An 18,714-nucleotide genomic window follows, 5' to 3' on the forward strand; every position below is an offset into this window, starting at 1 on the left:
CTTCAGGAGGCGCGCGGATTCAGGAGGCGGGGTGCACGACGGCGAGCAGGGCGCCGAGTTCGACCTGCTGCCCGGGGGCGGCCCGGAGTTCGGCGAGCACGCCGTCGGCCGGGGCCGTGACCTTGTGCTCCATCTTCATCGCCTCCAGCCAGAGCAGCGGCTGCCCGGCGGTGACGGTGTCGCCGACCTCGGCGGCGGTGCGGACGACGGTGCCCGGCATCGGGGCCAGCAGGGCGCCGGGGTCGCTCTGCCCGACGGGGTCGGGGAAGCGCGGGAGCGCCGTGAGCACGGTGCTGCCGAACGGCGTGTCGACGTGGACGCGCTCGCCGTGGCGGGCGACCTCGTAGCTGCGCCGGACGTCGCCCTCGCTCAGCACCACCCGCCCGGCGGAGGCCTCGACCAGTGCCACCCCGGGGTGCTCCTCGGCCCGCAGCCCGTCCCTGGTGAGCCGGTAGCGGACCACCGTCTCCGTGCCGTCCTCGGTGCGGTAGCGCCTGACCTGCGGCTGGGAGGGCAGGTTGCGCCAGCCCGACGGCAGGGCGCCGGTCCGTGCCGCGGGCCGGGCGGCCGCCTCGGCGAGGGCCGCGGCCAGCGCCGCGCGTCCGGCGCCCTCGGCGTCCGGCGCGAGGAGCCCGGCCGCGTGCTCGGCCAGGAAGCCGGTGTGCACCCGCCCGGCGAGGAAGGCCGGGTGGCGCAGCGCCCGGACGAGCAGCTCCCGGTTGGTGGCCGGTCCGTGGACCTTGGCGCGGGCCAGCGCGTCCGCCAGTCGCCGGGCGGCGGCCGCGCGGGTCGGCGCCCAGGCGATCACCTTGGCGAGCATCGCGTCGTAGTGCGGGGTGATCTCGCCCCCGGGCGCGACCCCGGAGTCCAGTCGCAGTCCGGCCGCGCCCGTCGAGGTGAACTCCTGGTGGTCGCCGACGAGTTCCAGCCGGTGCAGGGTGCCGGTGGCGGGTTGCCAGTCCTTGGCCGGGTCCTCCGCGTACAGCCGGGCCTCGACGGCGTGCCCGGTGGTCGGCGGCGCGTCCGGACCGGGGAGCTTCTCCCCCTCCGCCACGGCGAGTTGGAGCGCGACCAGGTCGAGTCCGGTGACGGCCTCGGTGACCGGGTGCTCGACCTGGAGCCGGGTGTTCATCTCCAGGAACCAGAACCGGCCGTCCTCGGCGAGCAGGAACTCGGCGGTGCCGGCGCCGGTGTAGCCGATCGCCCGGGCGGCGCTCACCGCCGCGGCGTGCAGGGCCGCGCGGACCTCGTCCGGGAGGCCGGGGGCCGGTGCCTCCTCGATCACCTTCTGGTGGCGCCGCTGCAGGGAGCAGTCGCGGTCGCCGACCGCCCAGACCGTCCCGTGCGCGTCCGCCAGCAGCTGGACCTCGACGTGCCGGCCGGTGGGCAGGTAGCGCTCGCAGAACACCTCGTCCGAGCCGAAGGCCTTGGCGGCCTCGGCCCGGGCGGCGGCGAGTTCGGCCGGCAGGTCGGCGAGGTCCCGGACGATCCGCATGCCGCGCCCGCCCCCGCCGGCGGCCGCTTTGACGAGCAGCGGCAGGTCGGCCCCGGTGGGGACGTCGAGCGCGTCCAGCACGGGCACGCCGGCCTTGCGCATCAGCTGCTTGGCGGCGGTCTTGGAGCCCATCGCGGCGATCGCGGCCGGTGGCGGCCCGACCCAGCACAGGCCGGCGTCCAGCACGGCCCGGGCGAACTCGGCGCTCTCGGAGAGGAATCCGTAGCCGGGGTGGACGGCGTCGGCCCCGGCGTCGAGCGCGGCACGGACGATCAGGTCGGCCCGCAGGTAGGTGTCGGCGGGCGCGGCGCCGGGCAGCCGGACGGCCGTGTCGGCCTCCCGGACGTGCGGGGCGGACGTGTCCGGGTCGGCGTACACGGCGGTGGTGGCGATGCCGAGTGCGCGGCAGGTGCGGAAGATCCGGCGGGCGATCTCGCCCCGGTTGGCGACCAGCAGGTTGGTGATCGGCCAAGTGGTGATCGGCGAGGTGGTGATCGGCGGGGTGCCCGTGGTGCGCAGGTGGTCATCGGTGCGCAGGTGTTCATCGGTGTGCGGGTGGTCATCGGTGCGCAGGTGTTCATCGGTGCGCAGGTGTTCATCGGTGCGCGGGTGGTCGGTGGTCATCGCGGGAAGCTCCCTCACATCCGGAAGACGCCGTAGCCGGGTGCGCCCTCGACCGGCGCGTTGTGGATCGCCGAGAGGCAGAGCCCGAGCACGGTGCGGGTGTCGCGCGGGTCGATCACCCCGTCGTCGTAGAGCCGGCCGGACAGGAACACCGGCAGCGACTCGGCCTCGATCTGCTGCTCCACCATCGCCCGGATCGCGGCGTCCGCGTCCTCGTCGTAGGGCTGCCCCTTCGCCGCGGCCGACTGCCGGGCGACGATCGACAGCACCCCGGCCAGTTGCTGCGGCCCCATCACCGCCGATTTGGCGCTCGGCCAGGCGAACAGGAACCTCGGCTCGTAGGCCCGGCCGCACATGCCGTAGTGCCCCGCCCCGTACGAGGCGCCCATCAGCACCGACAGGTGCGGCACCCGGGAGTTGGCGACGGCGTTGATCATCATCGCGCCGTGCTTGATGATGCCGCCCTGCTCGTAGTCCTTGCCGACCATGTAGCCGGTGGTGTTGTGCAGGAACAGCAGCGGGACCGCCCGCTGGTTCGCCAGCTGGATGAACTGGGCCGCCTTCTGCGACTCCTGGCTGAACAGCACGCCCTGCGCGTTGGCCAGGATGCCGACCGGGTAGCCGTGCAGGCGCGCCCAGCCGGTGGCGAGGCTGCTGCCGTAGCGCGGTTTGAACTCGTCGAAGTCCGAGCCGTCGACGATCCGGGCGATCACCTCGCGCGGGTCGAAGGGGACCTTCAGGTCGCCGGGCACGATGCCGAGCAGTTCCTCCTCGGCGTACTTCGGCGGCTCGGCGGACCGGTCCGGATCGGGGCCCGGCTTGCGGTGGTTGAGCCGGGCGACGATCCGGCGGGCCAGCCGCAGCGCGTCCGGCTCGTCCAGCGCGAAGTGGTCGGCCAGGCCGGAGACCCGGGCGTGCATCTCGGCGCCGCCGAGCGACTCGTCGTCGGACTCCTCGCCGGTGGCCATCTTCACCAGTGGCGGTCCGCCGAGGAAGACCTTGGCGCGTTCCTTGACCATCACGGTGTGGTCGGACATGCCGGGCACGTAGGCGCCGCCGGCCGTGGAGTTGCCGAAGACGACGGCGACGGTGGGGATTCCGGCGGCGGAGAGCCGGGTGAGGTCGCGGAACAGCGCGCCGCCGGGGATGAAGATCTCCTTCTGGCTGGGCAGGTCGGCGCCGCCGGACTCGACCAGGTTCACCAGCGGGAGCCGGTTGGTGAGGGCGATCTCGTTGGCCCGCAGCGCCTTGCGCAGCGTCCACGGGTTGGAGGAGCCGCCGCGCACGGTCGGGTCGTTGGCGGTGATCACGCACTCGACGCCCTCGACCACGCCGATGCCGGTGACCAGCGCCGCGCCGACCGGGTAGTCGCTGCCCCAGGCGGCGAGCGGGGAGAGTTCCAGGAACGGCGAGTCCTCGTCGATCAGCAGCTCGATCCGCTCGCGGGCGAGCAACTTGCCGCGCTTGCGGTGGCGTTCGACGTACTTGGGGCCGCCGCCGGCCAGCGCCCCGGCGTGCTCGCCGTCCAGTTCGGCGAGTTTGGCGAGCATCGCCTCCCGGAACGCGGTGTACTCGGCGCCGCCCGGGTCGAGGCGGGTGGGCAGGACGGTCACAGCAGGGCCTCCGGGATGTCGAGTCGGCGCGAGCGCAACCACTCCCCCAGGGCCTTCGCCTGCGGGTCGAAGCGGTGCTGGGCGGCGACGCCCTCGCCGAGCAGGCCGGTGATGGTGAAGTTCAGCGCGCGGAGGTTCGGCAGGAGGTGCCGGGTGATCGGCAACTCCGCCGTCTCCGGCAGGAGTTCGCGGAGCAGTTCGGTGGTGAGGGTGCGGGAGAGCCAGTGCCAGCCGGGCTCGTCGCGGGCCCAGACGCCGAGGTTGGCGTCGCCGCCCTTGTCGCCGCTGCGGGCACCGGCCACCAGGCCGAGCGGAGCCCGGCGGGTGGGGCCGGGGTCGACCTGCTCGTCCCCCTGCTCCTCCTCCCCCTGCGCCTCCGGGGTGGTGGCGGTGACCGGCGCGGGCGGGACGGCGACCCGGCGCCCGTCCGGCAGTACGGCGGTGTGCTCGACCTCCCCCGCCGCGAGGTACACGGCCTCGAACACCCCGTACGGCGCGCCCGGCCCGGGCGGGGCGGTGAGGTGGAAGCCCGGGTATCCGGCCAGTCCCATCTCGACGGCGACCCGGCCGAGTTCGCGCCCGACCCGGGCCGGGTCGGCGTCCCTGGCGGTGAGCCGCAGCAGCGCGGAGGCGGCCTCCTCGGTGACGGCGTCGGCGTGATCGGTGCGGGCCAGCGTCCACCGCAGGTCGGCGGGCCTCCGGTCGGCCGCCAGCCCGTCCTCGAACTGCCGCCGCACCAGGGCCGCCTTGGCCTCGATGTCGAGCCCGGTGAGGACGAACACCACCTCGTTGCGGTGGCCGCCGAGCCGGTTGAGCCCGGCCTTGAGGGTGGCCGGTGGCGCCTCGCCGCGCACCCCGTCGATCCGCACCCGGTCCGGCCCGTCCCCGGTCAGCCGGACGGTGTCCAGGCGCGCGGTGACGTCCGGGCCGAGATAGCGCGGACCGCCGGTCTCGTAGAGGAGTTGCGCGGTCACCGTGCCGACGGTGACCGCGCCGCCGGTGCCCGGGTGCTTGGTGACGACGCTGGAGCCGTCCGCGTGGAGCTCGGCGAGCGGGAACCCGGGCCGGGTCACGTCGTGCTCCCGGAAGAACGCGTAGTTGCCACCGGTGGCCTGCGCGCCGCACTCCAGCACGTGCCCCGCCACCACGGCACCTGCGAGCGCGTCCAAGTCACCCGCGCCCCAGCCGAAGTGGGCGACGGCCGGGCCGACCACCAGCGCCGCGTCGGTGACCCGCCCGGTCACCACCACGTCCGCCCCGCCGCGCAGGCACTCCGCGATCCCGAACGCGCCCAGGTAGGCGTTGGCCGCCAACAGCCCATTAGGGAGTCCGAGTTCCTTGCCGCGCGGCAGCAGATCGTCACCCTCGACGTGCCCGACGGCCGGGTCCAGGCCCTGGCTCTTCGCCAACTCCCGCACCGCGTCGGCCAGTCGCGCGGGGTTCAGCCCGCCCGCGTTGACCACGATCCGCACGCCGCGCTCCAGCGCCAGACCGAGGCACTCCTCCAGCTGCCGCAGGAAGGTCTTCGCATAACCGAGCGAGGGGTCCTTCAACCGGTCCCGCGCCAGGATCAGCATCGTCAACTCGGCCAGGTAGTCCCCGGTGAGCACGTCCAGCGGCCCACCGGTGAGCATCTCCCGCATCGCCGAGAACCGGTCCCCGTAGAACCCCGAGGCATTCCCGACCCGCAGCACCGCCGCCCGGTCACCCGCCCCGGCTTCCGACCCCACGCCCACGCCTACCCCCAGAGGTGGCCCAACGATCGCCGTCGGTGAGCACACTGGCACCCACCGGAAGAAAAAGCAATCATGCCTGCTTGTTTTTCGAGGTGCGGTCGCGAGATCCGGCCGGCGCGGGTTCGGTGATCAGCGGTATGCCTGCCCCGTCGGTCAGTACGGCCTGCTCGCCCGCAGGTCGGGCGGCGCATGCTCGTTGGTTCAGCGGCCGGGCCTCACGGTCGGGCCGTTAGGGTGGGGCCGGTCGGGGACGGCCGAGGTGAGGGGGGTCCATGGGTTCGCAGGACGGCAGTGACCGTGCGGGTTTCGGGTGCGCGGCGTGCTGCGCCGAGGACGCTGCGGTGGCACAGGAGCACCACCGCAGCCGCGACGGGGTCCGGCTCGACCGGACGATTCGGGACGACTCGCATTTCATCGTCTCCGTTCAGCGGTGCGGCCTGTGCTCGCAGGCCTTCGTGAGCGTGTTCACCGAGTACATCGACTGGGTCGCCTCGCAGGACGCGCAGTACCGCACCGTGCTGCCGATCACGGACGCCGAGGCGGACGACCTGGTGGCGGGGCGGTTGAGCCCGCACCGGGCAGGGGCCCTGGGACACGGCCGCCGCCATCTGCAGAGCGACTGGCCGAGCGATGCCGAGGAGCCGTCCGTGTACTGGGACAGCGGCGTCTTCGAGGTCCGCGAGGGGCACTGACCCGGACGGCGCGCCGCGGGCCTGTCGGTGGTGCGGGTCGTTGTCGCCCCGTCGACGGCCGGGTCAGCGGCGGGTCTCGATCCGCAGGTCGCCCGTGGTCACCCGGCGGACGGGCTCGCTCGCCAGCAGTTCGTGCGGCTGGCCGAGGGCGATCGCGCCCGCCGCGTCGAGCCGGGCCAGCTGGGCGTCCGTCAGCTCGACGTCCAGGGCGCCCAGGTTGTCCTCCAGTTGCGCGGGGGTGCGGGCGCCGAGCAGCGTGCTCGTCACGCCCGGCTTCCGCAGCGTCCAGGCCAGCGCCACCTGGGCCGGGGTGTGCCCCAGCTCGCCGGCCACCTCGCGGACCACCCCGGCCACGCCGAGGCTGCGTTCGGTGAGGGTCCCCAGGGCGAGGTTGTGGCTCCGGCGGGTGCTCCCGTCGGGGCCGGGGCCCGTCGCGCCCACGTCGTCCCGGCCGTACTTGCCGCTGAGCACCCCGCCGCCGAGCGGCGAGTACGGGACCACGCCCAGGCCCAGCTCCCGGGCCATCGGGATCAGGTCGCGCTCTGCGGAACGTTCGATCAGGCTGTACTCGAGCTGCAGCGCGACCAGCGGCGACCAGCCGCGCAGGTCCGCGATCGCCTGCATCCGGGACACCTGCCAGGCCGGGGTGTTGGAGATCGCCACGTACAGCACCTTGCCCTGCCGGACCAGGTCGTCCAGTCCGCGCAGCACCTCCTCCACCGAGGTGCGGAAGTCCCAGACGTGCAGGTACAGCAGGTCCAGGTAGTCGGTGCCGAGCCGCCGCAGGCTGCCCTCCACCGAGCCGAACAGCGCCTTGCGGTGCCCGCCCCCGGAGTTCGGGTCGCCGGGGCGGCGCAGGGTCGAGTACTTGGTCGCCAGCACCAGGCGTTCGCGCTCCTCGTGGGCGAACTCGCCCAGCAGGCGCTCGGAGCTGCCGTCGGTGTAGGTGTCGGCGGTGTCGAGGAGGTTGCCGCCGTCCCCGACGTAGCGGTCGAACAGCTTCCGGGCCTCGGCCCGTTCCGCGCCCCACCCCCATTCGGTGCCGAAGGTCGCGGTGCCCAGGGCCAGCGGTGAGACCCGCAGTCCCGAGCGGCCCAGCAGCCGGTAGTCGTCGAGGGCCAGTGCCATCAGGTGCTCCTGTGCTCGTATGTGTTCGTGTTCCGTTGCCGGGACCGAGCCTGCGACGGCGGCGGGCCCCGGACAAGGGAGGGGCGTTCCTGGGAAGGCCGGTCCCACCCTGGCGGTTGGACCGGCCATGACGACGCGAACCGTGGACACCACCGAGGAACTGGCCGCCTTCCTGCGGGGCAGGCGCGAACAGCTGGACCCGGAGCGGCTGGGCCTGCCCGCGCGCCGACGGGCCCGGCGGACGCCCGGACTGCGCCGCGAGGAGGTCGCCGAGCTGGCCGGGGTCAGCACCGACTACGTGGTCCGACTGGAGCAGGGCCGGGGGCTTCGACCCTCGGCGGAGGTGCTGGCGGCGCTGGCCCGGGCCCTGCGGCTGACACCCGGCGAACGCGACTACCTCTTCGACCTGGCCGGACGGCGCCGGCCCGGCGGCACCCGCGGCGGGGCAGCCACCGATCCGGCGCCGTCGCTGGCCCACCTGGTCGACGAACTTTCCCCGCTGCCCGCCGCGCTGCTGGACCACCGCTACGACCTGCTGGCCTGGAACCCCGAAATGGCCCGGCTGCTACCCGAGTTCGACGCTGTTCCGCCGGAGCGGCGGAACGCGATGTGGCTCTGCCTGCTGCACCCGCCGATGCGGGACTTCTACGCCGACCGCGAGGACGTGCTGCGGGACGGCGTCGCCCATCTGCGCGCGGCCTGGGCCGCCCACCCGGAGGACCGGGCACTGACCGGCCTGATCGCCGAATTCACCGCGCAGGAGGAGGACTTCGCCCGGATCTGGGCCGAACGGGAGGTCCGCGTCAACGGCCGCGGCCGCAAGCTGCTGCGGCACCCGGCCGTCGGGACGATCGCCGTCGACTTCGAGGTCCTGCTCCCGCTGGAGGACCCGGAGCTGCGACTTCTGGTCTACCGCGCCGCGGGCGACGAGAGCCGCGCGGCCCTGCACCGACTGTGCGGCGGTGACGGGCGCCAGGAAGGCTGACAACCGCCCGAGAGTCGACCACGGCTTCCGGTCCCGGGGACGACCGGTGCGGCGACCGGTGCGTGGCCGGAGTCCGGCCGGGCGTGCCCGGGATCGCGGAGGCGCTGGCCCTGGAACCGGGTCTGCCATAGCGTCCACGGCATGGCAAGGACATTGCGGCTGGCGGTCGCGCAGAGCACGGTGCCGGAGGACCCCACGGATCGAGGAGCGCTGCGGGCGGCCGGGCAGGAGATCCGGGCCCTGATGGTCGAGGCCGCCGGGGCGGGTGCACGGCTGGTGCAGTTCCCGGAGGGGGCGATCACCTACCCGAGCAAGCACGTGATGGCCATCGGTCCGGCCGGCGGGCGGGTACCGGCCGACTGGAGCCGGGCCGCGTGGGACGTCCTGCGCGAGGAAGCGGAGTCGATCGCCGCGCTGGCGGGGAAGCTCGGCCTGTGGACGGTGTTCGGGTCGATCCACCCGCTGACGCCGCCGAACCGGCCGCACAACAGCCTCTACGTCGTCTCCGACCTCGGCCGGCCGGTCGCACGGTACGACAAGCGGTACCTGTCGCACACCGAGGTCTCGTTCCTGTACTCCCCCGGACAGCAGCCGCTCGTCGTCGAGGTGGACGGCCTCCGGTTCGGCTTCGCCCTGTGCATCGAGGCCAACTTCCCCGAGGTGTTCGCCGAGTACGAGCGCCTGGACGTCGACTGCGTCCTGCTGTCGGTGATGGTCGACGACGCGCCCCGGGCGCGCGTCGCCCAGGCGTACGGGACGCTCCACAACTACTGGCTCGGCTACGCGGTCCCGGCGCAGTTCAGCGCCACCGTGCCGGCCGGGATCGTGGCGCCCGGCGGACGGTGGCTGGCGCGCTGCCCGGCGGACGGGCGTCCCGCCCTGGCGGTCGCCGACATCGACCTCGACTCGCCGGACGAGGACATCACCATGGCCGTCCGCCACGCCCGGCCGTGGCGCCGCTCGGCCCGGGCCGGACTCTACGACGAGCGGATCCCGGTCGGCGACGTCCGCAGCGAGACCCGGACGGAATTCTGACGGCGCCCCGACTCACGGAACCGGGCACCGGCCGTGCCCCCCGGCGGTGTGCCGGGGGGCACGGTGGTTCAGTCGGTGGCGGTGCCGGGAGCGGGGGTGATGACGACCCGGCCGGGGGTTCCGGTGGTGCCGGACGCGCCCCGGTCTCCGCCTCGGCCGCCTGCCCCGGCCGACCACTCGGCGGGGAGCTCGCCGCCGCCCGCGCCGCCGGGGCCGGGGTGGGCGCCGCCGACGCCCGCCACGCCGCTGGGTTCCAGATCGCCGCCGTTCGCACCCGCGGTGGCGGCTTCCGGCTCCTGGTCCTCGGCCAGGCCGGGGCAGGTGCCCTCGGCTCCGCCCTTCTGGCCGTCCTTGAAGAAGTCGCGACGCCAGCGGCCGCCGACGCCGCCGGGGTCGGCCGCGCTTCCCCCGTTGCCGTCGTCCACGGGGTTGCCGCTCATCGCGAGGCCTCCCAGGCCGCCCGAGCCGCCGGGGCCGGTGGCGAGGTCCGCGTCGGCGGTGCCGAACAGCGAGGCGCCCCCGCCGCCTCCGCCGCCGCCGCGGACGTAGCTCTCGTGGGCGGTGAAGGCACTACCGCCGCCCGCGCCGCTGCCGTCGCGCCAGCCGGTGGTGTCGGCGCCGTTGTGCCCGGTGTCGGTGCCGCCGGCGCCGCCGGCGCCGCCGTTCGGGCCGCTGCCCGGCAGGCCCGCGGCGGGCACCGAGCCGGTCGCGCTGCCTCCCCCGCCGCCCCCGCCGCCGACCACGACCCGGTAGCGCTGCCCCTGCTGCACCGGGAAGACGCACGCCGCGTAGCCGCCGCCACCACCGCCACCCCCGCCGTCGTCCTGCCTGTTGCCGTCACCGTCCGGCCAGTTGCCGTTGCCTCCGCCACCGCCGCCCGCGCCCACCAGCGCCACCTCGATCTCCGCCACCCCCGCGGGGACGACGTACTCGTAGACGCCCGCCGTGTCGTAGACCGCCGGGGCGGGACCGTCGGCGGCGTGGGCGCCCGGCACCTGCCCGAGCAGTGGAAGAACCGTCCCGCACACCGTCATCACCATCGCCGTCGCCGACCGGCGGCGCGCTGCGTTCGCTCGCATCATCAGGACCCCTCTCAGGCCGGGCCCGGGCAGCCACCGGCGGAACCGGGACCGCCCGGGCAAGATCATCGACCTGGCCAACGACACGGTCCCGGCCACGACACGGCCACCACGACCGCGACCGCGGAGGGCCGTTCGCTCCCGCAGGGCCTGTACGGGCGGGTTGCCCGGGCGCGGACCCTACGGAGCGGGCCTCAGCACGACAGCACGGGCGAGTCCGGCTTCGCACCGGCCGCGCTCAGCCTGGCGAAGCCCTTCAGGGAGGGGAAGAACGCCAGGGTGGCCTGGACGGTCGCCCGGACGGCGGTGGACCGTTCGAAGCCGGTCGAGTCGTACGGGACGGCGCCGCGCTGCTCCGGAGGGGCGGCGCAGCGCAGTTGGCGCGGCTCCAGCCACTTGACGGCCCGGTAGAAGGCGCCGGCGCCGACGGTGACGAGGGTGTGGGAGACCCGGCCGGTGGTCACGGCGTTGGGCTCGGTGGCACCGGGGGACGCGAAACCGCCGTCCGGGCGCTGCTGGTTGACCAGCCAGCCCTGGGCGAGACCGGAGGAGCCGGCGCCGCTGCCGGCGTTGTGGCCCTGGATGGCGAGGGCGGTGGCGTCGGGGTCGCCGGTGCAGGTGGTCGTACCGAAGGCGACGGGGTAGCCGTGGCCGGTGAGGCACTGGCTGCGGCTCAGGAAGCTGCGGGCGCTCTGCGGGGCGCCCTCGGCGGTGCGCGAGAGGGCGATCAGGGCGAAGGACTGGCTGGCGATGTCGCTGCGGTCGCCCGCCGGGGAGCGGTCCGTGAAGCGGCCGTTCGGGGCGAGCAGGGAGCGGAGCCGGGCGACGAGGTCGACGCCGCCGAAGTTCGTCGGGTCCAGTCCGCGGACCTGGGTGAGCAGGAGCAGCTTGGCGGTGGGGCCCGCGTAGGCCTCGGTGGTGCCGTCGCCGAGGTAGTCGGCGAGGATGTCGGGGCGGGCCAGCCAGGCGGTGGCCCGGGCGGCGGCGTCGTCGGCGGTGGCGGCCGTCGCGAAGGCGAGCACGGCGTCGACGGTGAGGTCCTGGTCGGGGCGGGCTGTGCCGTCGACGGCCTTCTCGAAGTGGTCGCCGTCGACGAGTTGCCGGGCCAGCCAGCCGGCCGCGGCCTCCCGCGGATCGACGGCCGTGACCTGGGCCGCCGGACTGCCGCCCGTGGCGGGCGCGGCGATCGCGGGGACGGTCGGGAGCGGCAGGACGGCGGCGGCCAGCGCGGGTACCGCGAGCAGGCGGAGGAGCCGGTGGCGCAGGGGCATGGGGTGCCTTTCCGGGCCCCGGGTGCGGGAGTTCCGCCGGGCGGGGCGCGGCCCGGGGAGCCCCGGTTCCGCGGGCCACGCCGGGAGCTGGGGGTGACGCACCCCGTCGACGGGCCCCGGCCTCGCCACCGGCCGGGGGTCCGGGCCGGGGCCGGGCCGGGCTCCCCCGTCACCGGAAGCGCCGTCTGACGGTTCATCATGTCCATGCGGACGAAGGGGGGTCAAGACTCCTCCGTGTCCGGATGAGGACGGCGCGCGGGGGATCGTCCGCAGGCGACCGCCCGCCGCGTCGGTCCGCACGGCAGGGCCCGGGCACCACCCGGCGGCGCACTAGCCGGCCAGGCGCGCCACGGCCAGGGACAGGGCACGGTCGAGCGCGTCCTCGGCGTCGCAGGGGACGTCCGGGCGGACGCCGGTGCCCTCCCAGTTGGTGCCCGAGACCGGGTTGACGGCGCGGGCGACGGGGACGCTGAGTTCCAGGTGCGGGTGGACCGTCCAGCCGTCGCGCGGGTGGGCGCCGCCGCGGGTGGCCTCGCCGACGACCTCGGCGCGGCCGAGCTGCTGCAGGTCGTAGGCGAGTTCCTCGCCCGCGGAGAAGGTGTTCCCGCTCGTCAGGACGTAGAGCGGCTTGTCGGCGCCGAAGCGGGCGCCCGGCACGAACGGGGGCGTCCAGGACTGCGCGACCCGCTCCCCCTGCTTCGAGACCATGGTGTTGAGGTGGGTGCGGCCGTCGAGCAGGTAGCCGCAGACGAAGGCCACCGTGTCCGGGTCGCCGCCGAGGTTGCGGCGCAGGTCCAGGACGAGCGCCTCGGCCGGTGCCACCAGCGAGAGCGCCGCGGCCAGCGGCTGCGCGGCCCAGTCCAGCGGGAACATGTGGGACGAGATCTCCAGCACGGCGACGCCGCCGTCGAGGAGCTCGACGCGCGGCACACCGCCCAGGGTGGCGTCGAACTTCCTCCGCATCTCGGCGAGCACCGCGGCGCCCCGCTCGGGCGGTACCGGCACGGCGTGGTGCTTCAGGGCCAGGTGCAGGTCGCCGTTGACGGACCGCAGGTCCGCGGTGACCGCGTCGGCCAGCTCCTCCTCGGAACCGGCCGGGTAGGAGCCGTCGGCGCTGCGGCGGCGCAGCAGGTCCGCCAGTTCCCGGGCGACATCGGGGAAGACGTAGTTCTCGCGGACCAGGTCGGCGACCGACTCGACGACGGCGACGGTGTCCAGCGCGGACGAGGACGCGGAAGAAGATGTGGTGGAGGTCATGTCAGGGAGTACACCAGCGGCTTGCCAAAGCGTCAAACGTCCTTAACGCTTGATTGGGTGAGCCATCAACCGGACGATCCGGACGACAGCGTCCAACGGATCAGCACGTCCCTGCAGCACACCGCCCTCGCCCACCCCACGCGCCAGCGGCTGCTGTTCGCGCTGAGCGGCGGGCCGTCGACGATCAGCCGGCTCGCCGCACGGCTGGGGGTGAACAAGGGCAGCGTCTCCCATCACCTCGGGGCGCTGCGCGAGGCGGGGCTGATCCAGGAGGCGGGAACGCGACAGGTGCGCGGCGGCACCGAGAAGTACTACCGGCGGACCGCCGAGCGGCTCGTGGTGGCCCAGCCCCGGGCCGAGGGCACGGCCGCGCTGTTCGGCGCAGTCGCCCAGGAGTTGGAGCGCTCCCCCGTCGGCCATCTGCTGACGTTGCGGCACATCCGGCTCAGTCCGGCCAAGGCCGCCAAGCTGGCCAAGGCGCTGGCCGAACTCGTCGACGGGGCGGAGGAGGAGCCGGACGGCGAGCCGGTGCACGGGCTCCTGGTGACCCTCTACCAGCAGGCGGGCACGTAAGGGCAGGGCAGGAGCGGGCGGGGGATCGGGCCGGGGGCGGGCTCACTTGCCGGAGACGCTCCAGGTGCCGTCGGTGGCGGTGGCGGCGAGGGCGGTCCAGGCGGTTCCGTCGACCTTGAGGGCGTCGAGGAGGTACGCGGAGATCGCGTCGGCGACGAGGGCGACGCGGGCGGGGTCCTCGTCGGTGGTCTCGGCGACCGCCTCGCCGGCGACGCCGCCCAGGGTGTGCTCGCCCTCGGCGACGACGAGCAGGCTCTTCGGGGACGGGGCGAGGTGGTAGGCGTCGGTGAACCAGTCCGGCCCCCGGGTGGAGAGCCGCGACCGGTCCTTGCCGCCCGCGACGACCAGGGTGGGGGCGGTCATGGTGGAGTAGTCCGGCCTCATGAACGGAAGGTGCTCGACGGCGAACGGGGTGAGCGTGTCGCCGGTTCCGGTCGCGGCGATCAGTGCGCCGGCCGTGACGGCGGGGTGGGAGAAGTCCTCGCCGGGAACGCCGTCGGCGTCGAGCACGCGCGCGCCGAGGACCGTGCCGGCCGTCTGGGCGCCCCAGGAGTGGCCGACGACCGCGACGCGTCCTCGGTCGACCCGGTCCTCCAGGCCGTCCACCTGGCGAAGGATGCCGTCGAGGTGGTCGAGGACGGCGTGGAGGTCGGCGATCCGCACCCGCCAGATGCCGGCGAAGCGCGGGTCCTCCCAGCCGATGCCGTTGCGGCGGGAGTCCAGGTGGGTGGGCTGGACGACGACGAATCCGGCCGCGGCCCAGCGGTCGACGAGGGGGCCGTAGCCGTCGAGGGACCAGGCGTTGCCGTGGGAGAACACGATGACGGGAAGGTCCCGGCCCGACAGCGGGGCGGTGACCTTCACCCGCAGCTCGACGCTGCGGCCGGGGGCGGGGACGGCGATCGGCCTGACCGCGACGATCCGCTGGTCCAGGGGGTGGACGGACATGGGGGACCTGCGCTTTCTCCGGGAGAAGGCTCTGCCATAATTTGGCGGAGCAGCGTTCCGCCAATCTAGCGGAACATTGTTCCGCGAGTAAAGGAGAGGCCCGTGCCGGAACCGGTCGGAGTACGCCGAGCACAGGCGCAGCGCACCCGCGAGGGCGTACTGGCGGCCGCCGCGGCGGTCTTCGTGGAGCAGGGGGTCCAGGCCCCCGTCCGGGACATCGCCGAACGCGCCGGCGTCGGCGTCGGCACGCTCTACCGGAACTTCCCGACCCGGGCCGAGCTCGTCACCGCCGTCTACCGGCACCAGATCGACACCTGCGCCGCGCTCGCGCCCCGGCTGCTGGAGGAGTCGGACTCCCCGTTCACCGCCCTGACCCGCTGGGCGGACGCGTTCGTGGAGTTCCTCGTGACCAAGCACGGTCTCGGCGCGGCCCTGGGGTCCGGGGACCCGGGGCTGGAGAACCTCCACACCCTGATGCTCGACACCCTCGTCCCCGCCTGCGCGAGGCTCCTGGACGCCTGCGCGGCCACCGGCGAACTCGAACCCGGCATCACCGCCCACACGTTGATGCGCGCCATCGGGAACCTCTCCATCACCGGCCCCGACTACGGGCGGGACGAGGTGGCACGGATGGTCGCCGCCCTGCTCGCGGGGTGCCGCGGCAGGGCATAGGCAGAGGAAGGCGCGGGGAGGCGCCCGGTCGCGGGCCGGGGCCCCGACTCCCGGTGACGGGACCGTTGCGGCCGCCCGCCCGGCGGCGCACGCCCCGGGCCCCGTCCGCCTCTGCGGCCACCCGCGCGACCACCTGCCAGCCCTGCCCCACCGGACCCGCGAACCGCACCGATCCGCCTCCTTGTGCCGGGAGTTGACGCGCCCGATACTCGCGCTGACACCACTCGAGGGGGATGCAGTGGATCTTGTGGAACTGGCGGAGCGCTCAGCGGCCGTCACGGGGGACTTCCTGGTGGCCTCGGCCACCGGTGCCGCGAACCAGGCGAGTTCGGCCGTCGGGAGCGCGGTGGCGCAGTTGGTGATGGGGCGGCTCGGGATCAACCCGGCCACGGCCCAGGCGGTTCCGGCCCTTCAGGCCGCTCCGGCGGACGGGCAGCGGCGGTCGGAACTCGCGGCCGCCCTGCGGGAGGTCCTCGCCCAGGACCCCGCCTTCGCGGGGGCCCTGGGCGAGGCGGTCCGGGAAGTGGACCGGAACGTGCACGTGGTGGCGTCCGGCCAGGACAGCTTCGTCCAGGTCGGCTCGTCCGTCACGGCCTCGGGCCGGGGCGTGGCGGTCGGCGGCGACCAGCACAACAACACCCGGGTGACGAAGAAGAACGGCACCCTGTGGATCGCGGCGCTCGTCGCCGTGGCGGTGGTCGGCGGCGGGACGACGCTCCTGGTGACCAAGGACAGCCCGATCGGCTCGCCGCAGAAGCAGGCCGAGAAGGTGGCCGTCGACTGGGCCCGGGCCGGGTTCGCCGGGGACATCGAGACCATGTGCGGGCTCACCACCGGCAGCGAGAGCGGAATCTCCGACTGCCAGAGCAGGGACGACATCAGGAGGGCGAAGGCGAGGGTGGAGAGCGAGCCGCCCTCGGCCGAGGAAATCAACGCCGCCAAGGAGTGGAAGGCCGAGTCCTCGGAGCTGCCCAGCGACAACACCGCCCGGGTGACGGTCGTCAACAGGAAGAACTTCAGCGGCACGGAGAAGCAGCGCATCGTCGTCCATCTCACCCGCCAAGGCAGCGACTGGCTCGTCAGTGACGCGAGGGGCGGGAAGAGCGACGACAACGGGGACAACTCGGACTGAGGCCCGCCCGTCCGGTCCCGGGGCCCGGTGTCCGGCGGACACCGGGCTCCGCGGCACGGGTGCCGCCGACGGAGCGCCGACCAGGGAGAATGGGGCGGCGAGCGAGCCGGTCGCGACGACGAAGGAGAAGACCGCATGGCAGCAGTCGGGGTGCACCATCCCAAGGAGGACGCCGAATTCGACTTCGTGCTCGCGCACGTCGACGGTCCGGTGCTCGCGTACTTCTGGGGCGTGTGGGCCGCCGCCTGCAAGGACCTGGAACCGGTGATCAAGGACGTGGCCCGCGCGTACGCGGGCCGCGTCGCCGTCGTCCGCACCGACATCGTGCGCTGCCCGGCGGCCACCGCACGGTACGAGGTGCTGGGCGCGCCGACCTTCGTACTCGTCCTCGACGGCGAAGCGGTGGCCACCACGACGGAGGCGACCGACGGGGCGGGCGTCCGGGCCTTCCTGGACGCCCGTCTGCCGCCCGTCGGGGACAGCTGACGGACCCGGACCGGACGGACTCGCGGCACACCGGGTGCGGACCGTCCGGGACTTGGCACCCTTCGGACGGAGGGACCAACCCCGGCGGCGTTCGCGCTCTAGGATCGGGCGCATGATCGTATGGCTCAACGGCACCCACGGTGCGGGCAAGACGACGACGGCGGCGCTGGTGCAGCCGCTGATCCCGGATTCGCGGGTGTTCGACGCCGAGAAGGTCGGCGAGACGCTCATGGACATCACGCCGGGGCTGCCCAGCACGGACAACTTCCAGCACTGGCCGCCGTGGCGGCCGCTCGTGGTGGAGACCGCCCGGCGGGTGCTCGACTACACCGGGGGCACCCTGGTGATGCCGATGACCGTCCTGGTCGAGCGGTACTGGCGCGAGATCAGCGCGGGCCTGGCCCACCACGGCATCCCCGTACGGCACTTCGTCCTCCACGCCGACCAGGAGACGCTGCGCGGGCGGATCGAGGGGGACACCGTGCTCGGCGGCCCCTCGCCGTTCCGCCTCAGGTACCTGGAGCCCTACGCCGAGGCGGCCCGCACCTGGCTGCACGCGGAGGCCGAGGTCGTCGACACCACGCACCTCACGCCCGCCCAGGCCGCCCGGCGGATCGCGGGGGCCGTCACGAGCTGAGCCGGGCCGAGCCGTCGTCGGAGGGCCCGGCGGAGCCCTCGTCGGAACCGTCGTCGGAGGGCCCGGCGGAGCCCTCGTCGGAACCGTCGTCGGAGGCCCCGACGGGGACGTCGGGGGCCGGCGGTGCCGGGCGGGTGTGCTCGGCCCAGCCGGCCAGCGGCGGGGCGGCGGCGCCCAGGGCGGCGAAGAAGAGGCCGAGGAGCAGCCAGCCGGTGTGGCCGAGGCCGAGGACGGCGCCGGTCAGGACCACCGGGGCGAGGGCCTGGCCGGCGTTGAAGCCGAGGCCGAGCAGGCCCTGGTACTGGCCCTGGGCGTGGTCGGGCGCGAGGCCGAAGCCGAGGGCGTAGCCGGCCGAGGACTCCCACACCTCGCCGATGCTGTGGAGGACCACCGCGAGCACGGCGAGCACCGGCGCCACCCAGGCGGGGACGTCGGCCGTCAGCGCCATCAGGGGGCAGCTGAGGAGGAACATCAGTCCGGCGAGGCGGAAGGCCCGCCCGCCCTGACGGGGGGTCTCCACCTTGGAGCCGAGCCTGCTCTGGAGCAGCACGCAGACACCGCTGTTCATCGCGTAGACCGCCGCCACGGTCCAGCGCGGTGCGTCGGTGTGGGCGCTGAGCCAGATCGGCAGGAGCAGTGAAACGGTCTGGTACTGCAGGCCCATGGCGCTGTAGAGGGCGACGAAGGACACGTACGGCCGGTCGGCCAGGACCGACCACTGGCGGTGCTGCTCGGGCCGGGGCAGCGGCGGGTAGGCGGGGACGCCGAGGAGTGCGACCAGTGCGGCGCCGGCGAAGCTGGCGGCGTTGGCGAGGATCAGCACGGTGTAGGCGGCGCGGGTGTCGATCTGGAGGGCGACGGCCGCGCCCAGGGTGCCCATGACCACGCCGAGGTTGACGTAGGTGCGGAGCCTGGCCCGGAACGCGGCGGGCCGCTCGCCGCCGGCCCTGGCGATGAGCGCGCCGCCCGCGGCGCCGCCCGCCGAGGCGGCCAGCCGGTCCACCGTGGCGAGCAGCACGAACGCGAGCCAGCTGTCGACGAGCACGAACGCGGCCATGCTGACGGCCTGGACGACGAGGGAGGTCAGCCAGATCACCCGCGGCCCGTACCGGTCGGCCAGGTTGCCCGCCGGGAGGCCGGCCGCCAGGCCGCAGAGGCCGGCGATGGTCAGGCCCGCCCCGACCTGGGTGGCGGGCAGGTGCACCACGAGCGTGAAGTAGAGGACGGACGCGGCGTTGAAGAGGCCGTTGCCCACCCGGTTGACGAAACACGCGGCGATCAGGGCCCGTTGCGGACCGGCCTCCGACTCCTCGGACGCCTTCCGTCCGGCCCCCCGCTTTATCATGATCAT

General features: G+C 74.5%; 17 protein-coding genes. 8 read left to right on the top strand and 9 right to left on the bottom strand.

The window, feature by feature from the left end; all coding sequences use genetic code 11:
* Window positions 1-19: 19 nt before the first annotated feature.
* The 3 genes from ACW14Y_RS06410 to ACW14Y_RS06420 are packed head-to-tail and all read right to left on the bottom strand — an operon-like array spanning window position 20 to window position 5,375.
* The gene (locus ACW14Y_RS06410) at window positions 20-2,119 is read right to left on the bottom strand and encodes an ATP-binding protein (RefSeq protein WP_456986164.1); all 2,100 of its coding nucleotides are present in this window, start codon (window positions 2,117-2,119) and stop codon (window positions 20-22) included.
* A gap of 14 nt (window positions 2,120-2,133) precedes the next feature.
* The gene (locus ACW14Y_RS06415) at window positions 2,134-3,732 is read right to left on the bottom strand and encodes an acyl-CoA carboxylase subunit beta (RefSeq protein ID WP_380304336.1); all 1,599 of its coding nucleotides are present in this window, start codon (window positions 3,730-3,732) and stop codon (window positions 2,134-2,136) included.
* Window positions 3,729-5,375, bottom strand: coding sequence for an acyclic terpene utilization AtuA family protein (locus ACW14Y_RS06420; protein ID WP_456988085.1), 1,647 nt, complete (start codon window positions 5,373-5,375; stop codon window positions 3,729-3,731). Before ACW14Y_RS06420 ends, ACW14Y_RS06415 begins: the two co-directional genes overlap by 4 nt.
* Window positions 5,376-5,809: 434 nt before the next feature.
* On the opposite strand from ACW14Y_RS06420, the gene ACW14Y_RS06425 reads away from it, so the two are divergent.
* The gene (locus tag ACW14Y_RS06425) at window positions 5,810-6,160 is read left to right on the top strand and encodes a hypothetical protein (RefSeq protein WP_380441154.1); all 351 of its coding nucleotides are present in this window, start codon (window positions 5,810-5,812) and stop codon (window positions 6,158-6,160) included.
* 63 nt (window positions 6,161-6,223) lie between these two features.
* Here ACW14Y_RS06425 and ACW14Y_RS06430 read toward each other — a convergent pair whose 3' ends face one another.
* On the bottom strand, window positions 6,224-7,288 hold the full coding sequence (locus ACW14Y_RS06430) for an aldo/keto reductase (protein ID WP_380304352.1): 1,065 nt from the start codon (window positions 7,286-7,288) through the stop codon (window positions 6,224-6,226).
* A 127-nt stretch (window positions 7,289-7,415) separates the two neighbouring features.
* Here ACW14Y_RS06430 and ACW14Y_RS06435 point away from each other — a divergent pair, with 127 nt between their 5' ends.
* Window positions 7,416-8,273: a helix-turn-helix transcriptional regulator gene (locus ACW14Y_RS06435; protein ID WP_456986165.1), complete on the top strand. Its 858-nt coding sequence runs from the start codon at window positions 7,416-7,418 to the stop codon at window positions 8,271-8,273.
* Window positions 8,274-8,414: 141 nt separating this feature from the next.
* The gene (locus ACW14Y_RS06440) at window positions 8,415-9,308 is read left to right on the top strand and encodes a carbon-nitrogen hydrolase family protein (protein ID WP_456986166.1); all 894 of its coding nucleotides are present in this window, start codon (window positions 8,415-8,417) and stop codon (window positions 9,306-9,308) included.
* Between the two features lie 68 nt (window positions 9,309-9,376).
* Here ACW14Y_RS06440 and ACW14Y_RS06445 read toward each other — a convergent pair whose 3' ends face one another.
* From ACW14Y_RS06445 to ACW14Y_RS06455, 3 genes are all read right to left on the bottom strand, one after another.
* Window positions 9,377-10,390, bottom strand: a complete 1,014-nt coding sequence (locus ACW14Y_RS06445; RefSeq protein ID WP_456986167.1) for a hypothetical protein — start codon at window positions 10,388-10,390, stop codon at window positions 9,377-9,379.
* A gap of 191 nt (window positions 10,391-10,581) precedes the next feature.
* Window positions 10,582-11,658, bottom strand: a complete 1,077-nt coding sequence (locus ACW14Y_RS06450; protein ID WP_456986168.1) for a peptidase — start codon at window positions 11,656-11,658, stop codon at window positions 10,582-10,584.
* A gap of 330 nt (window positions 11,659-11,988) precedes the next feature.
* Complete coding sequence (locus ACW14Y_RS06455; RefSeq protein ID WP_380304324.1) at window positions 11,989-12,915, bottom strand: S41 family peptidase; 927 nt, start codon at window positions 12,913-12,915, stop codon at window positions 11,989-11,991.
* A gap of 57 nt (window positions 12,916-12,972) precedes the next feature.
* Here ACW14Y_RS06455 and ACW14Y_RS06460 point away from each other — a divergent pair, with 57 nt between their 5' ends.
* The gene (locus ACW14Y_RS06460) at window positions 12,973-13,488 is read left to right on the top strand and encodes an ArsR/SmtB family transcription factor (RefSeq protein ID WP_380389408.1); all 516 of its coding nucleotides are present in this window, start codon (window positions 12,973-12,975) and stop codon (window positions 13,486-13,488) included.
* A gap of 42 nt (window positions 13,489-13,530) precedes the next feature.
* Here ACW14Y_RS06460 and ACW14Y_RS06465 read toward each other — a convergent pair whose 3' ends face one another.
* On the bottom strand, window positions 13,531-14,436 hold the full coding sequence (locus ACW14Y_RS06465) for an alpha/beta hydrolase family protein (RefSeq protein WP_380304320.1): 906 nt from the start codon (window positions 14,434-14,436) through the stop codon (window positions 13,531-13,533).
* Between the two features lie 102 nt (window positions 14,437-14,538).
* Between ACW14Y_RS06465 and ACW14Y_RS06470 the strand changes: the two genes are divergently transcribed.
* The 4 genes from ACW14Y_RS06470 (at window position 14,539) to ACW14Y_RS06485 (ending at window position 17,363) form a co-directional block, all read left to right on the top strand.
* Window positions 14,539-15,108, top strand: coding sequence for a TetR/AcrR family transcriptional regulator (locus ACW14Y_RS06470; protein WP_380304318.1), 570 nt, complete (start codon window positions 14,539-14,541; stop codon window positions 15,106-15,108).
* Between the two features lie 238 nt (window positions 15,109-15,346).
* Complete coding sequence (locus ACW14Y_RS06475; RefSeq protein WP_456986169.1) at window positions 15,347-16,240, top strand: hypothetical protein; 894 nt, start codon at window positions 15,347-15,349, stop codon at window positions 16,238-16,240.
* 135 nt (window positions 16,241-16,375) lie between these two features.
* Window positions 16,376-16,726, top strand: coding sequence for a thioredoxin family protein (locus ACW14Y_RS06480; RefSeq protein WP_402724183.1), 351 nt, complete (start codon window positions 16,376-16,378; stop codon window positions 16,724-16,726).
* Between the two features lie 112 nt (window positions 16,727-16,838).
* Window positions 16,839-17,363, top strand: a complete 525-nt coding sequence (locus ACW14Y_RS06485; RefSeq protein WP_380441136.1) for an AAA family ATPase — start codon at window positions 16,839-16,841, stop codon at window positions 17,361-17,363.
* Here ACW14Y_RS06485 and ACW14Y_RS06490 read toward each other — a convergent pair.
* Window positions 17,353-18,714, bottom strand: coding sequence for an MFS transporter (locus tag ACW14Y_RS06490; RefSeq protein WP_456986170.1), 1,362 nt, complete (start codon window positions 18,712-18,714; stop codon window positions 17,353-17,355). The genes ACW14Y_RS06485 and ACW14Y_RS06490 overlap by 11 nt on opposite strands.

It is taken from the genome of Kitasatospora sp. cg17-2 (assembly GCF_054031055.1).